This window comes from Moorena sp. SIO4E2, assembly GCF_010671945.1.
Classification (GTDB): Bacteria; Cyanobacteriota; Cyanobacteriia; order Cyanobacteriales; family Coleofasciculaceae; genus Moorena; species Moorena producens.
Window position 1 is genome coordinate 1 of sequence record NZ_JAAHIE010000020.1, and the last position, 16,676, is coordinate 16,676.

11 protein-coding genes and 2 pseudogenes are annotated in these 16,676 nt (G+C 44.4%); 6 read left to right on the top strand and 7 right to left on the bottom strand.

Going from position 1 to position 16,676, the window contains the following annotated elements:
• On the bottom strand, positions 1–883 hold an 883-nt coding region (locus F6K37_RS04355; RefSeq protein ID WP_287248420.1), incomplete at its 3' end, for an agmatine deiminase family protein.
• 629 nt (positions 884–1,512) lie between these two features.
• Here F6K37_RS04355 and F6K37_RS04360 point away from each other — a divergent pair.
• Positions 1,513–2,340 (top strand): Uma2 family endonuclease, encoded by an 828-nt coding sequence (locus F6K37_RS04360; protein WP_287248422.1) that lies wholly within the window; start codon positions 1,513–1,515, stop codon positions 2,338–2,340.
• Positions 2,341–2,423: 83 nt separating this feature from the next.
• Positions 2,424–3,173 (top strand): Uma2 family endonuclease, encoded by a 750-nt coding sequence (locus tag F6K37_RS04365; protein WP_008190821.1) that lies wholly within the window; start codon positions 2,424–2,426, stop codon positions 3,171–3,173.
• A gap of 169 nt (positions 3,174–3,342) precedes the next feature.
• Here F6K37_RS04365 and F6K37_RS45355 read toward each other — a convergent pair.
• The 5 genes and pseudogenes from F6K37_RS45355 to F6K37_RS04390 form a co-directional block, all read right to left on the bottom strand.
• Positions 3,343–3,955, bottom strand: a pseudogene (locus F6K37_RS45355) (Uma2 family endonuclease).
• Positions 3,956–4,476: 521 nt separating this feature from the next.
• Complete coding sequence (locus F6K37_RS04375) at positions 4,477–6,060, bottom strand: NAD(P)H-quinone oxidoreductase subunit 4 (RefSeq protein ID WP_008190814.1); 1,584 nt, start codon at positions 6,058–6,060, stop codon at positions 4,477–4,479.
• Positions 6,061–6,164: 104 nt separating this feature from the next.
• Positions 6,165–8,231, bottom strand: coding sequence for an NAD(P)H-quinone oxidoreductase subunit 5 (locus F6K37_RS04380; protein ID WP_008190813.1), 2,067 nt, complete (start codon positions 8,229–8,231; stop codon positions 6,165–6,167).
• Positions 8,232–8,969: 738 nt separating this feature from the next.
• A complete protein-coding gene (gene trxA, locus F6K37_RS04385; protein WP_008190808.1) occupies positions 8,970–9,401 on the bottom strand; it encodes a thioredoxin in 432 nt (143 codons plus the stop codon).
• A gap of 86 nt (positions 9,402–9,487) precedes the next feature.
• Positions 9,488–10,204, bottom strand: coding sequence for an NnrU family protein (locus F6K37_RS04390; protein WP_008190806.1), 717 nt, complete (start codon positions 10,202–10,204; stop codon positions 9,488–9,490).
• A 118-nt stretch (positions 10,205–10,322) separates the two neighbouring features.
• Between F6K37_RS04390 and F6K37_RS04395 the strand changes: the two are divergent.
• From F6K37_RS04395 to F6K37_RS04405, 3 genes and pseudogenes are all read left to right on the top strand, one after another.
• Positions 10,323–11,235, top strand: a pseudogene (locus F6K37_RS04395) (LysR family transcriptional regulator); the annotation flags it as partial.
• Between the two features lie 459 nt (positions 11,236–11,694).
• Positions 11,695–13,119, top strand: coding sequence for a serine/threonine-protein kinase (locus F6K37_RS04400; protein WP_287248428.1), 1,425 nt, complete (start codon positions 11,695–11,697; stop codon positions 13,117–13,119).
• Positions 13,120–13,178: 59 nt separating this feature from the next.
• A complete protein-coding gene (locus F6K37_RS04405; RefSeq protein WP_287248430.1) occupies positions 13,179–14,615 on the top strand; it encodes an ABC transporter substrate-binding protein in 1,437 nt (478 codons plus the stop codon).
• Here the strand turns inward: F6K37_RS04405 and F6K37_RS04410 are convergent.
• Positions 14,605–14,775, bottom strand: coding sequence for a hypothetical protein (locus F6K37_RS04410; RefSeq protein WP_287248433.1), 171 nt, complete (start codon positions 14,773–14,775; stop codon positions 14,605–14,607). The two genes, F6K37_RS04405 and F6K37_RS04410, sit on opposite strands and share 11 nt — an antisense overlap.
• Before the next feature lie 441 nt (positions 14,776–15,216).
• Between F6K37_RS04410 and F6K37_RS04415 the strand changes: the two genes are divergently transcribed.
• Entirely contained in the window at positions 15,217–16,632 is a 1,416-nt protein-coding gene (locus F6K37_RS04415) for an ABC transporter substrate-binding protein (protein ID WP_287248434.1), read from the top strand.
• The last annotated feature ends 44 nt before the right edge of the window (positions 16,633–16,676 follow it).

Genomic DNA, 16,676 nt, shown 5'->3' on the forward strand with positions numbered 1-16,676 from the left:
GTTGTAATCGATGCTTAGCATCCCGACAAATCTTGTAATTTGGATCATTAGCATCATCAGTGCTATGGAGTAAGACCAATCCAGGTGCGGCAAATGCGCAAATGCCATCCACATGTCCATCTGTCACCGGATCAGGTACGATACCACGACCTAGCCAAACCACGGTTTCAGCCCCGAGATAGTGCTTCAACACTCTCTCAACTTGAGACTTACTCATCGTGGGGTTGCGATTAGGGTTCAGTAAACATTCCTCAGTGGTGATAATAGTGCCTTCACCATCTAATGTCACACCACCCCCCTCCACCACTAGAGAGGATGAGTACATGGTAGTATCAAGATAGTGAGATAATCGCGCCTTAAGTAAAGCATCGTCCTGATAGGGGGGAAACTTACCGCCCCAACCGTTGAAAGTAAACCCAGCTACCCGACGTGAACCCTTGCCGTTCACCAAAAACATTGGACCGGAATCCCTTGCCCAGCCATCGTTTACGGGAAATTCAATCAGTTCGATATCTGAACTCAACAAGCCTTTAGCCACACCCTTGTCTTGAGGATGAACAACCATCGAAACGGGTTCAAACTCATTGACAGCATTCGCCACTGCTGCCCATTCTCGCCTTGCCTTCTTCAGACCATACCCTTTCCAATTCTGAGCTGGAGGAAACACCATGATCGTGAATTCATGGGGCTGCCATTCTGCTGGAAAGAAAAAGCCATCCTCAAGGGGTGTTGTCTGCTGTAATAACGTCACTCCAGTGCTGCTATAGTCCGGCATTTCACTACTACTAACCTCAGTTCTGACCCTTGAGCAAACTGCTGACCAACCCAAGGCACTAGCAGCTGAAACAAGACTTAACTTTAGTAACCTTCGACGATTCAACATAGCGTGTATCTATTCTATAGCAGTTCTAAATTGGGTAGAGAGTAGGGAGCAGGCAGTAGGGAGTAGGGAGCAGGCAGTAGGGAGTAGGAATCCTGCCATACTTCCAACACTTCCGACACTTCCAACACTTAACACACTTTTTGATGGTTAATGCTAGCAGCGGTATCATAGAGTGGCTCAAATGTCCAGTGACAGGTGATCTGTTTTTTCTACTGATGGTCAAATTAAGGTAATTAGAGATTCTGTAATGCGGTGTGATTGCAATTACACCTTTGGGTAATGGGGAAAGTCTTTTTACCATTACCCTTATTTCCCATACAGAAAATGCTCACTAATGTAAGCTATCAGCTATCAGCTATCAGCTATCAGCTATCAGCTATCAGCTAATGCGCTATGGGAACAGCTTTTGAATCAAACAGGTAAGCATTGGTTTAATCTCAGTGAAGTCACAGCTTCGTTCGCACAGCGTGGCCAAACGCGCACGCGTGGCCGAAAGGCCAAGGCCAAAGCCTGTGCCACGCTGACCGCTGACCGCTGACCGCTGACTGCTTACTCACTAATACCAAGTCCGGTTAATTTGTTAAGTTTCAAGTTTCTAGTTTCAATTTTAATCGAATGGTGTCTTTCCTATGACTAAAGTACCTATTACTAAAGTAACTGACGAACTCAAAACCGAAATTTTCTACCCCGACAGTGATGGTAAGCCTATGACAGAAAGTGATCCTACTCGGGATTATCTGATTTATGGGGTAAACGCCTTAAAAAGTTATTTCAAAAATCGGGAAGATGTTTATGTTTCCGGTAACTTATTTATTTACTACCAGAAAGGAGAACCCGATCAGGTAGTCTCTCCCGATGTATTTGTGGTTTTTGGCGTAGAAAACAAACAGCGAAGAAGCTACAAAACTTGGGAAGAGGGAGGAAAACTGCCCAGTTGGGTATTAGAAATAACCTCAAAAAGCAGCCGGAATAGTGATCAAACCACAAAAAGCCAACTATACCAAACTATGGGAGTATTAGAATACTTTCAGTATGACCCTACTGGGGATTATCTTAACCCGCCACTTAAGGGATTACTTTTGGTGAAGGGAAAGTATAAACCTATCCCCAGCAAGTCTTTAGGGGATGGAGATTTTTCTATTGATAGTGAAGTCTTAGGTCTAGAGCTTCAAGTGCATCAGGGAAAACTAGAATTTTTTGATCAGAAGCTGGGTACAAAGCTATTAAATTTTCAAGAACTGGAGATAGCTTATGAGCGAGCAAAGTTAGAGCAAACCACAGAAACTCAAGCCCGACAACAAGCGGAGTTAGAGCGAGCTGCTGAAGCTCAAGCCCGACAACGAGCGGAAGAAGGGCTACAGAATGCTATTTCCCAGTTATTAAGCTTAGGCTTGACTGTTGAACAGATAGCTGAAGCACTAAATTTATCAGTGGCAGAGGTTAACCGTCACGTTTAAATTGGTTATTCCCCCTTACCTATTCCCTGTTCCCTATTCCCTACTCCCTATTCCCTACTCCCTACTCCCTTGCTGAATGACCAATGACTAATGAGCAATTAAAACCTAAATTTTTTTATCGCAATACTAATGGTACACCAATGGCAGAAAGTGACCCTAACCGAGATTATATCATTTATGGCGTAGAAGCCTTGAAAAACTATTTCAAAAATCGAGACGATGTTTATGTTTCCGGCAACTTATCGATTTACTACCTAGAAGGCGTATATGATGCGGTAATTGAGCCTGATGTATTTGTAATTTTCGGAGTAGAAAATAAACTACGAAAACACTACAAAGTTTGGGAAGAAGGAGGAAATTTACCGAGTTGGATATTAGAAGTAACTTCAATAAATACTAAGGGAACTGATCAAAGATTTAATCGCCAAACATACCAAGATATGGGAGTATTAGAATACATGCAGTATGACCCTGTGGAAGATTATCTCCAACCACCCCTGAAAGGATTACGTCTGGTGGAGGGAAACTATGAGCCTATAGCTAGCAAACCTTTAGGAGATGAAGATTTCTCGATTTACAGTGAAGTCTTAGGTTTAGAACTTCAAGTGAATCAGGGAAAACTAGAGTTTTTCGATCCGAAGTTGGGAAAAAAGCTATTAAACTTTCAAGAACTGGACATGGCTTATCAGGAAGCTGAACAAGCACTACAGCAAACTGAACAAGCACTACAGAAAGCTATTTCCCATTTATTAGGATTAGGGTTAAGTGTGGAACAGATAGCTGAAGCCTTGAGCTTATCAGTAGAAGACATTAATCACAGACTGCAAGAATAACTAAGGTCAGTTTTGGATAAGGAGGAGCGAAGGGAGTAGGCTGAAAGTGTTTAAGAATTCAGCCGTCAGCCGTCAGCTGTCAGCCATTGGCGTAGCGTGCGCGTAGCCCATAAGCTGATACGCGACACGCTGATAGCTGATAGCTGAATGCTTACGAACGTGCCACTCCTCAAGCTTCCCAAATTTCTTCCATAACCATGACAAAACCAGGCAGCACCGAATCATCCCCCTTCACCGTAGCGGGATTTTCCAATTGCTCCACATCAGCACCAGGACGGTAAATATACACCCGACGACTATTTGGCTCAATCAACCACCCCAACCTCGCACCATTGTCCATGTACTCCTCCATCTTCTCCTTGAGATCTTTTACCCTATCACTGGGGGAACGCAACTCAATCACAAAATCTGGGCACAGAGGAATAAATTTTTTTCTTTCTTCTTTACTCAGGGATTCCCAGCGCTCCAGCTTGAGCCAAGATGCATCAGGAGAACGATCTGCCCCATTGGGCAGCCTTATTGCCACAAGAAGACTCAAAAACCTTCCCTAGCTTTGTTTGGCGGTTCCATAACCGTAGCTGAAAATTAATGTCGGAATTTCTGTCAGATGTTTCACCTCCTGTTGGGGGCATAACAATTATTTTTCCGTCTAATGTACGTTCAATACGTAAATCTCGATTAACCTGACAAAACTCAAAAAATTGGTCATCATCCATATCCAATGCTGGAGGCATCCTCAGCACAATGGGATTAGTTTCAACAGGTGTGGTGGCTACTGTCATGATTTAGCTACTTCCCGCATAAAAGAGTTTCTTCGTAAGCATTCAGCTCTCAGCTATCAGCTATCAGCCAAAAGCTTGTGGCGACGCTACGTAAACAATTTATACCCATAGCGCACGCTACACCAAACAGCTAGCTTTTGAACAAAATAAGCACCTCAAGCAGCGTGAGTCTAAAGCTGACGGCTGACGGCTGACGGCTGAATGCTTACGTTTATTCTATTCTAAAGTTTTGGTTAAGCGATCGCTGGCAAGAGCTTCTCTAAGGGAAGAGAACATTAACTATAGTTAGTGTATTTTTCAACAAAAAAATGTAGGGGTTGGTTCATACTCCCCCTACATTACTACATTAATAAACCCTACTAATTTGTTAAGCACTAGTAGGGTGGGCAAAGTAATCGAGTCTAAAAGAATCAACAAAATAGAATTGTTTTTGCCCACCCTACAAGCTCAAAAAAATAGAACTGTTTTTGCCCACCCTACTAGTTTTTGCTACTAGCTAGTCAACAGTAAAATATCAATCCTTAACGAGGACTAATGGGTGGAGCGAAAGAAACTATTGGAGCATTTTCTAGTGCTACTGGTGGTTCGTTGACCAAGGTTGGTACAGAGTTGCGGAGTCGTGCGGTTAGCTGGACTGTGGTAGCGTCATAGATCTGAGTCACAATTTTCGGATACAAACCAATCCCGATAATTGGTACTAATAGACAGGCAATAATAAACACTTCCCGAGGTTCCGCATCAATCAAGGCTTCGTGGGCGACTAATTCCTTGTTTTCCGGACCGTATAAAATCTCGCGCAGCATCGAGAGCAGGTAAATTGGTGTTAAGATAACCCCGACAGCTGCCAGGACGATCACTAATACCTTGAAGAAGGAACCGTAAGCATCACTGGTAGCAAAGCCAACAAACACCATCACTTCTGCCACAAACCCACTCATTCCGGGTAATGCTAAGGATGCCATGGAACAGGTTGTCCACATGGCGAACATTTTGCCCATTCTCTTACCAACACCCCCCATCTCATCGAGCATCAAGGTATGGGTACGGTCATAGGTAGCTCCTACTAAGAAGAATAGGCTGGCACCGATTAAACCGTGGGAAATCATTTGCATCACTGCCCCACTCATGCCTAAGTCGGTAAAGGAAGCAATACCAATTAAGACAAATCCCATATGGGAAATGGATGAGTAAGCAATCTTACGCTTGAGATTACGCTGGGCAAAGGAGGTAAGGGCAGCGTAGACAATATTGACAATCCCTAAAATCACCAATACCGGAGCAAACACGGCATGGGCATCGGGTAGCATGCCAGCATTCATGCGGATGAGGGCATATCCCCCCATTTTCAGCAGAATTCCAGCCAGGAGCATGTGTACCGGGGCTGTGGCTTCCCCGTGGGCATCTGGTAACCAGGTATGTAGAGGGAAGATGGGTAGCTTGACCCCGTAAGCAATCAGGAAGCCTCCGTAAAGCAATAGCTGGAAATTGAGGGCGTAATCTTTGAGGGCTAGCGATCGCATATCAAAGGTTACGGTATCTCCATAGAATGCCATGCCTAAGGCAGCTAGCAAGATAAACAGGGAACCCCCTGCGGTGTAGAGGATAAACTTGGTAGCTGCATAGAGACGCTTTTTGCCCCCCCAGATTGACAGTAGCATGTAAACCGGAATTAACTCCAGTTCCCATACCAAGAAGAACAACAGCATATCCTGAACAGCAAATACAGCAATCTGACCACCGTACATTGCCAACATCAGGAAGTAAAACAGCTTAGGCTTGAAGGTTACCGGCCAAGCTGCCAGCATCGCTAGGGTAGTAATAAAGCCAGTCAGTAACACTAGAGGCATGGATAAGCCATCTACACCTACTGACCAATTCAAGTCCATTTGAGGCACCCAGCTGTATTTTTCGACCAGTTGCAGTTCTGGGTTGCTCAGGTCGTATTGGGTCACAAAAGCATAGACAATTAGGGCAAAATCAATTAACCCAATAATTAAAGCGTACCAACGCTCCCAAGTCCCATTTTTTTCTGGCAGAAACGGGATCAGAAGCGATGCCGCAATCGGAAACAGAATAATTATTGTTAGCCAGGGGAAATCTGTCATAGTCAACTAGTCAGTCACCATTGGTCAAAAGAAAATTGCAAATTGTTAATTGTTAATTGTTAATTGTTAATTTTTGATCAACAACTAACAATTAACAAAGCAGGTCAGGTCACACCTGAGACAATTACTAAACCCAGTACTGCGAGGAAGACAATTAGAGCATAGAATTGGGCACGACCGTTTTCTACGTATTTCAGTGCTTCACCACTGAGCAGGGTGAAAAAGCCAGTCAGGTTTACAGCACCATCAACGATACGGTAGTCTACCTCCATAACTTGCCGTGCTAATCGACGGCTTCCCTGAACAAACAGCCGGTCATAAATTTCATCGAAGTACCACTTATTGAGAGACAGCTGATATAGGGGCTGGATTTTTTTAGCGATCGCATTGGGGTCAATCTTGCCCTGTAAGTACATCAGTACCGCAACGGAAATCCCAATCAGACCAATTCCCACGGAACTGCCGCCCATAATCAGAAATTCTGACCAGTCAAAGGCTTCTGCTTCTGCCACGACTTCGGCTATGGTTTCACTGGCTGGGTGGATAAATTCCTCAAAGTAGTTGTTAAAGGGAGTTCCCACCAAACCAATCAGTACCGATGGCACGGCTAAGACTAACAACGGTAGAGTCATCGTTAAGGGTGACTCATGGGGAAACTCACTGTGGTGGTGGTCGTGGTGATCATGGTCAGCCTGAGCTTCAAGTTCCCGTACATCCATAGCACCAGGACCAAAAGCAGGTACAGCTACACCAGCAGCTTCCTTGAGTTGATGACGGATTTCCATTTCATTGCCCCGAAATTCCCCTTCAAAGGTAGAGAAATACATCCGGAACATATAGAAAGCAGTCATTCCAGCAGTCAGCCAGCCAATTCCCCAAAGTATTGGACTTACTTCAAAAGTACTGCCTAAGATTTCATCTTTTGACCAGAACCCTGCGAAGGGGGGAATTCCACAAATTGCCAAGGTTCCAATTAGGAATGTCAGGGAGGTAATGGGCATAAACTTACGCAAGCCTCCCATTAACCGCATATCCTGAGCTAAAATCGGGTCATGGCCAACCACAGCTTCCATACCGTGAATTACTGACCCAGAGCAGAGGAACAGCATGGCTTTGAAATAAGCGTGGGTCATCAGGTGAAATAAGCCAGCACCATAGGCTCCAATGCCCATTGCCATTACCATATAACCCAATTGAGACATAGTTGAATAGGCTAACCCTTTCTTAATATCATTTTGAGTAATAGCAATGGTTGCCCCTAAGAAAGCGGTAAATGCTCCCGTCCAGGCAATCACAGTCATGGCGACTGGAATCCCTTCAAACACGGGGTACATCCTGGCAATCAAAAACACCCCAGCAGCTACCATGGTTGCGGCGTGAATTAGGGCAGAGATCGGGGTTGGGCCTTCCATGGCATCGGGAAGCCAAACGTGGAGGGGAAATTGGGCGGATTTAGCCACCGGACCTAGAAACACTAAGACAGCGAACACAGCTGCCATGCCTGCACCCAGGTAACCTGATTCCACAAAGGCTTCCAGATTGGCTCCCATGACATCAAAGTCGAAGGTGCCAGTTGCCCAGTAGAGTCCCAACATGCCTAACAGCAGACCAAAGTCTCCGACACGGTTAGTCACGAAAGCTTTTTGACAAGCATCTGCTGCTGCCTTACGGTCATACCAGAATCCAATTAACAGGTAGGAACACATTCCCACCAGTTCCCAGAAAATATAAACTTGCAACAGGTTGGCAGAAACGACCAACCCTAGCATAGAGGAACTAAACAAGCTTAAATAAGCATAAAAGCGCACATAACCGGGGTCATGAGCCATGTAGCCATCGGTATAAATCATCACCAGAAAAGCTACGGTGGTCACAACTACCAGCATCAGTGCCGTTAAGTGATCGATGGTATAGCCCATCATTAGGTGAAAATTGCCAGCAGCAGCCCACTCCAGGGTGCGTTGATAGGGTTCATGACCATGAAATTGACTCCAGAGTATAGCAAAGGAGAACACCATGGACGCCCCCAACCAGGAGACAATAAATACAGCTAACAGCTGCCGCAGACGGTTCGTTGCTCTATTGAAGGAAATTAGCCCCAGACCAACCAGCATTGCCCCTGCCAAGGGAAACACTGGGATTAGCCAGGCATATTGATAAAGCGGTTCCATTTAAGACAGCCTACTTCAGATTTCGTTACTATTTTGGCAAACTGTTAACCGCTCATGTCTAAAGTTTTTCTTTTTGTTTGTCTGTAGAAGGCCAGACGCTTTAATCTCAACTGCACTATAGCAGCCTAGGCCATGGACTTACGGTCGGCATTGGCTTGCGGCGACTACTACCAACAGCCGCCATCCCGTGAATAGGCTACTAAGGTCTCATATCTGATACAAATCTTAACCTTTTTCGTAATCTTCATCACAAAATATCTCATCAAAATGGGTAATCATCATGAGATAATCGGACTAATTGATGAAAATAATAAAAAAAGTTTAGTTAACAAAAATTTATCTTTTCGTTACGGAGCCATTGCCAATTACATGGAAGGGAAGTGCTATAATCGATAATTGATAAATTCACAGGCACAGATCAGGCACAAGAGTCAGAAACCAATTAGTAATTGGCAATCGGTAATTGGTCATGGGAAAGGGTAAACCCACAACCTGGTTACCGATGACCAATTCAATGGCTAATTAGGTTAAGGCGCGCTAATTAGTTTAAGTTAAGGTTCTAGGCTTTTAGGTTGAATGGCTAAGGGTGTTCTGACCTAGTTGGCTAGCGCCTGGTCAAGCACGGAGGCTCTCAAAAGCTTTCCTTCTGTACCATTACCCTCTTGTAGCTAATACCTAATACCTAATAGCTAATACCTAATACCTAATAGCTAATACCTAATACCTAATACCTAATACCTAATACCTAATACCTATAATTTCTCTTGAGGAGATATTGACCGAAAAAGCTTTCAAACCTTGGCGCTGCCTTTTATCCAAGTCCTTGGTGAAATCTGGGTATTGGCAGTGTGATTTGAGCAGCCTGGCAATTTCCCTGAGCAGCTCATCCCGACCTTGGAAACCTTCTATTCGTGAGACCAACTGACCTTGCTCAAAGAATAGCAATGTCGGTAGGGTCTTGAGTCGATAGGTATTGGCAAGCTTGAGATTGTTATCGGCGTTTACTCTGACAACCTTGACATAATTGCTTCCTTGAGTTTGGAATTCCTCAAGTATGGGGTGAACAAACCGGCACACTCCACACCAAGGGGCCCAGAAATCAACGATAACTGGGGTGGAAGAGTCTAAAACTGTTTTTGAAAACGTCCGTTCATCAACAGACAATACCATGGTTTTTTAAAATATAAGGGTTTTTACATTTGTTTGGGATCATGCTACATCGAATCGGGATCATCTGAACAACAGAAATGCCCTAATTACCAATTTACTTGGGCTACAGCTGTAATCATGAGGGGATGTACCCACCACAACAGCCCAGTAAAACCGATGACTCCTAGGTATGCCGGACGAACAAACTCTTGCCATTTCAGGAATTGACGTCCCTGGATAATTGCCAAAAAAGGGATTACCGATGTGCGAGCTTTGACTGTACAAAAGGCTTCTCCATGCCGTGCCAACAACCGGCGGTCTCCATGCCAGACAGCGAAAAGATGGTGGAGAATTAATCCCACGGAGGTCAATAGGGTAAAGGTGCTACCAATCCAGAGGGTATGGGCAATACACCATATTACTTGTCCTACCATTTGGGGATGCCTGGTAACCCGCATAATGCCAGACTCATATAGATGGACTTGGGGCTTTTGAATCGCAGCAATTTCCAATAAATTAAACGTAGCTGGATAAAGAAACAAGAACGAAATCCCTGAAAGCCCCCATACTAATGACTTCATCCCTGGCAGGTCCTGAAGGAGCCACAACTGTAGACCATCATACCGATGGTTCAAAAAGTAAATAATTAATACAACTGCTAGCGGAAGACTCACTAAAGCAAAGACAATACGATAAAGCCTTGGACCAATTATTTGTTCACCCTTAGAACGCAGGGCGGCTAAACCACTATGAGCGATCGCAAAAGTCAATAGCAACCCAAACATGACAAAGTGGCTGACACTCAGCCAATTTGGAAATACCATAGGCAAGGGTGATAGATGAGAAATAACGCTCTATTATAGCAAAAAAGAGTAGGAACTTGAGTCCGGGTTATGTTAGTGTCGATTTCAGCTCGCTCCTTTCTGTTAATGGTTTAGCCCTATGTCTGACCTACCTTTTTCTCTCGATCAACTCCGTATACTCAAAGCGATCGCTACTGAGGGGAGTTTCAAGCGTGCTGCTGATAGTCTATACGTAAGCCAACCTGCTATCAGCCTGCAAGTACAAAATTTAGAGCGACAGTTAGAGGTGCCGTTATTTGACAGGGGTGGACGCCGTGCCCAACTGACCGAAGCTGGACACCTGCTGTTGGACTATGGGGAAAAAATTCTGGCTCTATGCCAGGAAACCTGCCGAGCCATTGACGACTTACAAAGTCTCCAAGGTGGGACCTTAATTATTGGTGCATCTCAAACTACCGGAACCTATCTACTACCTCGGATGCTTGGTATGTTCCGACAACACTATCCTGAAGTGACAGTACAATTACAGGTTCACTCCACTCGCCGCACTTCCTGGGGTGTAGCCAATGGACTGGTGGATTTGGCCATTATTGGTGGTGAAGTTCCCCTAGAACTTCAGGAAACCTTGACCATTAGTCCTTATGCTGAAGATGAGCTAGTGCTAATCTTGCCTGCATTTCATCCCATGGCTTCTTTGGAGAAGATCGAAAAAGAGGACCTGTATAAGTTACAGTTTATTGCCTTGGACTCCCAATCCACCATCCGTAAGGTAATTGACCAGGTATTAGGTCGCAGTGGCATTGATGCTAAACGGTTTAAGGTGGAGATGGAACTTAACTCCATTGAAGCGATTAAGAACGCAGTACAGTCAGGACTAGGAGCTGCCTTTGTATCGATTACAGCTATTGAAAAAGAATTACAAATGGGCGTGCTACACAGGGCAAAAATAGAGGGAGTAGTGGTTAAACGGGTATTGTCTTTGGTGATTAACCCCAATCGTTACCTTTCCAAAGCAACAGAAGCCTTCTGTAGGCAGATTTTGCCCTTGTTTGGCTCAGTAGCATGGCACGGGCAATCCTTGCCACTATCAGGGATGGTAACTAATCCCAACAATCTAGAAGTGGATAGCCCCCACGCTGAAGCCGGGGGTTGAAAGGGTAGAAAACAAGTGACGGAATTTATCCCGCTGCCCAGGAGAAGATCTGATCAGTAATGCAAAAAATTCCAGGGGCTTCTTCAAAATGGCGTGAGTTTAATAATAGCTAACGACTAAAATAAACACAACAAGCAGTGACTTGCTAGAGCTTGTCAGCTGACGTCCAACCTCTGATACCTGAGCGAAGCGCGAAGCGGTAGCAAGGAATGAACATTAGCATTTGGATATAGATATAGATTTATCTAGAACTAATGTACAAATGCCTAACCCTTGATTGAGGGAGATAAATAGACTCTAGTAGAGTATCAAGTAGATGCCTGGTAGCGCCTTGTCTTTCGTAGTGATCCTCTAAAACATGGAAATTTTCTGCACCCGTCCTGGCTGCCCAAATCCCCATAATTACTTTGATGATCTAGATAACAGAACCACTCTAACCACCACAGAGCAAAGGTATTGTAATAGCTGTGGTATGCCCCTGATTGTAGCAAGTCGCTACATTCCCTCCCAGCTGCTGCGGAAAGGAGGATTTGGAGCCGCATTTCTAGCACGCGATCGCTATACCCCTACCTTGCGTCAATGTGTAGTTAAGCAGTTCCAACCGTCTGGGAGAATTAGCCAGAGGGAACTACAAACTGCCCACAGATTGTTTGAGCGGGAAGCAACGGTTTTAGAGAAATTGGGCAGGCGTCACCCCCAAATCCCCGATTTGTATGCCTACTTTCCGTTGACTGTGCCGAGTCTGAAACCGGGTAAAGAAGACCAGTTTTTCTATCTGGTACAAGAATATATTGATGGACAAAACTTGGAGGAAGAACTCAACACCTTAGGAGCATTTTCTGAAGCCAAAGCCATAGAAGTGTTAACAGAAATTCTCAAAGTCCTCCAATTTGTCCATGACAATGGCTCCATTCATCGCGATATCAAGCCTTCCAATATTATGCGCGATCGCAATGGGCTTCTCTATCTATTAGACTTTGGTGCAGTTAAGCAACAGGTCAACCCAGGATCAACAGCGGCGAGGTCTACTGGTATTTATTCCATCGGATTTGCACCACCGGAGCAAATGACCGGTTCTCAAATTTACCCTTCAACGGATTTGTATGCTCTGGCAGTGACTGTGATGGTTTTGATGACTGGCAGAGAACCCAATGAACTCTACGAACCTGTTACCCATGAATGGAACTGGAGAAGTTATATCCAAATCAGCAATGCACTTGAGAGTATTTTCAATCGACTACTTATGCCAATGCCCCATCAACGCTTTCAGTCTGCTCAGGAGGTTCTTGATGCCATAAATTGTTTAAACATTGCTCAGACAACCCCTCAACGCCATTATGGCTCAGTTCTACCAGTATCCCCACCCTCCCAGCCCCACACCAGGCGACCACAAACCCACTCACCCCTATCCAAACCCGTCAGAGCAAACTTTTCTCTACTTGAGGTACTAGGGGCGGCTGCTTTTACTGGATTTGAGGGAGCTTTATTATTCATTGCTGCAACTGCTTTTGCTAAGCTGGTATCCTCCAACCCACTCGGTATGCTTTTATGGGGAATGAGTTTGGGAGGGCTAATTTATGCTCAATATCGCAGGTTTATTGAAAAAATTGACTTAGTGATTATTGGAGGCATAAGCTTGGGACTTTTGATACTTTTCCCGGTGCTGCGAGTCCAGCAGTCAATCCCGTTAGTTATCATAATATCAGTTCTAGCTGCAGCAGCAGCGATCGCTCTGACGGCACTTTTCCGGCTGGTTTATCAACTGTTATCTCGAATACTATAGCAGGGGCGTTGCTGATTAAAGGAATGATGCAGGGTAACTGACAACGGAACTTATGTCCGATGAAAAACGAAACGAGTGTTCTTTTGCTATCCATGGTGATTACGGTAGCTATGGTGTTGGGAGGGTTATGGTGGCTTCAGAAAAGTCAGATAATCACACTGCCATTTCCGGAGGAAACGGAGGAAGATGAACCTAGGGCTAAGGTAACTCCAAAAACTACAAACATTAAGCCTCAGATAATCATAGCAGAGCACCTTAGTGCCGGAGATAGAAGCTTAATATCAACAGAGGTAACACCAGCAAAACAGGCAGCAGTCAAAGCATTTGCTTCTGGGAATTATGGTAAAGCGGCTTCCTTACTGGAGGCATCGCTTAAAAGTAAGAAAAACGATCCAGAAGCTTTGATTTACCTCAATAACGCTCGGATCGGTACATCTGAGTCTTATACAATTGCGATCTCAATACCTATTGGTGTCGAGGTAAATGCAGCCAAAGAAATGTTACGGGGTGTTGCCCAAGCCCAACAGGAAATCAATGCTAGGGGTGGCGTTAATAATATACCATTGAAGGTGCTGATTGCTAATGATGACAATGATACCAAGGTTGCTAAAAAAATAGCTAAAGCTTTTGTGGATAATCCAGATGTTTTGGGGGTTATTGGTCATTTTAGCAGTGAGGTCACCCTGGCAGCCGCAGAGGTTTATCAAGAGAATCAGTTGGTGGTGATTTCTCCGACTAGTACCTCAGTAACTATTTCAAGACTGGGTAATTATGTCTTTAGGACTATCCCTAGCGATCGCTTTTTTGGTAGCGCCCTGTCTCGCTACATGCTAAATCAATTAAATCTACGCAAAGCAGCTGTCTTTTTTAATTCCCGGAGCAACTACAGCCAATCTCTTGCTGATGCATTTACCACTGCCCTGTTTGCTGATGGCGGCGAGGTGGTGAGAGAGTTTGACTTTACTAAACCTAACTTTAATGCTGCTGTTGATGTCCAACAGGCGATCGAAACAGGTGCAGAAGTGTTGATCTTAGCCCCCAATTCCGCCACCCTTAACCAAGCGTTACTAGTAGTGCAAGTCAATGATGGACGTTTACCGATGCTAGCAGGGGATAGTCTTTACAAACCCAAGACCTTGCAAATCGGTGGTAAGGATGCGGCTAGTATGGTGTTGGCAGTCCCCTGGCATATTTTGGGCGCTCCAAATTCCCCCTTTCCCCAAGCCGCCACTAAATTATGGGGTTCAGATGTGAACTGGCGCACTGCCTTGACTTACGATGCTACTCAAGCTTTAATTGCAGCCCTTAAACAGCAGCCAAGCCGTTCCGGTGTCCAAAACGCCCTATCCGGATCAGGTTTTCAGCCCCAAGGAGTATCCAGCAAAATTCGCTTTTTACCATCAGGCGATCGCAACCAGGCTGTCCAGCTTGTCAAGATTGAACCAGGTAATAGTTCCAGCTTTGGTTATGACTTTGTGCCGATTCCTAGCAAGTAGAAACGGGGCAACATAGAAATAAGAGCGTTGCCCAATTCTGGAATGATTGAGGGTAATAGGTAATCAGTAATCGGTAATCGGTAATCGGTAATCGGTAATCGGTAATCGGTAATCGGTAATCGGTAATCGGTAACTGACCTAACTCGATTTGAGTACCCAAACCCTATTCAGCAATGCCAACAGTCGAGTTGACTAACAACTAAGGACTCACCCATCAGCATGCATCAGAACTAAGAACTCAGGACTGATCAATATTTTTGCCATTTTGTCACCTAATCAGTGGTCAAATCTTGTACCATAAGTTATTTCCATAAGTTATTTCCATAAGTTATTTCCATAAGTTATTTACTTAACCAGGAGTATCCAACAAGGGCTTTTGTTAACTAGTTGTATTTAGTTGTATTTAGTTGTATTTAGTTGTATTCTACAGGGTCACTATTTCAACCTCCGTTGATGGTTTTTCGTTGACCCTCAACCGTCAACCGTCAACCGTCAACCATTCCACTCATCAATTACCTTGAAAGATTACAAAACAAATTAGTATTAAGCAGTATTCCGGGTAATCAACAGGGTTGGCCTGTATAAAAATTAGCAATAGCGTATGTATCAGAACAACGAAACTAAGCTTCTTGGGCTATCATTGATGATCTCCTTAGCTTTGGTATCTGGGTGTCTGTGGTGGTTTAAAGTGACCACATCTCCCTTATCTATCCTGGTATCGAAAAATACATCTTCAGAGAAAGCAACCATACCAAATTACCTTAGTCGGGGAGACCATATTTTATTTTCTGATTCAACAACACTGGAAAAACAGCTAGGAGTAGAAGCGGTTACTGCTGGTAATTACGACGAGGCAGTGGTTAAATTCACCGAATCCTTAGACCTCCACCGTGATGATCCAGAAGCTCTCATCTACCTTAATAATGCTCGTATTGGGGACAAACCCTCTTACACCATTGCTGCTGTTGTGTCCATTAGTGATGACATAAATACTGCCAAAGATATACTTCGGGGTGTGGCTCAAGCTCAACAGGAAATCAATCAAGCTGGTGGAATTAAAGGTATTCCTATCAAAGTCCTCATCGCTAATGATGATAATAATCCAGAGGTAGCCAAAAAATTAGCATCAAAGTTGGTTAGTAAGCCAGAGATTTTGGCAGTTGTTGGTAATTTCAACAGCAAGGTGACCCAAGCCACAGCAGATAGCTATGAATCCGGAAAATTAGTAACAATTTCTCCCATTAGCACTTCAGTAAAGCTATCAGGAATTAGCGACTTTGTTTTTCGCAGTGTAGCGAATGATCTCCTGGCAGCTAGAGCATTAGCTAAACACATGCTGCAAGACCTAAAACAGCATAATGTTGCTGTTTTCTACAATTCTCAAAGTGAGTCTAGTCAGTCTCTTAAGTCAGAGTTTGTAACCGCTGTCTTCTTAGAAGGAGGACGAGTAGTTAGTGAGTTTGACGTGTCTGAGAAAAATTTTAGTGCTGCTAAAAGCTTTAAACAAGCGATTAATCGTGGTGCTCAAGCGCTGATGTTAGGTGCTGATTCTAGCACCCAACATCAGGTACTAAATGTGGTTCAGCTCAATAGCAAACACCGCAATAGTTTAGGTCAACAATTAGTGATTTTGGCGGGAAATCAAGTTTACAATAGCAAGACATTGACAGTAGCAGGTAAAGATGCTGAAGGGATGGTAGTAGCATTACCCTGGCATCCCCTAGCCAACCCTCGCTCGGAATTTCCCAAAACCGCTGATCAGCTTTGGGGTATTGATGTTAACTGGCGCACAGCCATGGCTTATGATGCTGTGCAAGCCTTAAGTGCGGCGATTAGACGTAATCCTAGTCGCACCGGAGTTCAACAGGAACTTTCAGCACCGAACTTTTTTGCTAGAGGTGCTGCTGCTCCGATTCGTTTTTTTCCATCAGGCGATCGCTATCAACCGGTCAACTTGGTGACAATTGAACCAAGTAATAGTTCTAGCTTGGAGTATGAATTTGTGCCAATCCCTTAACCCTTATACTAATTTCATTTATGTTTGCTAGCGATGATGATGGG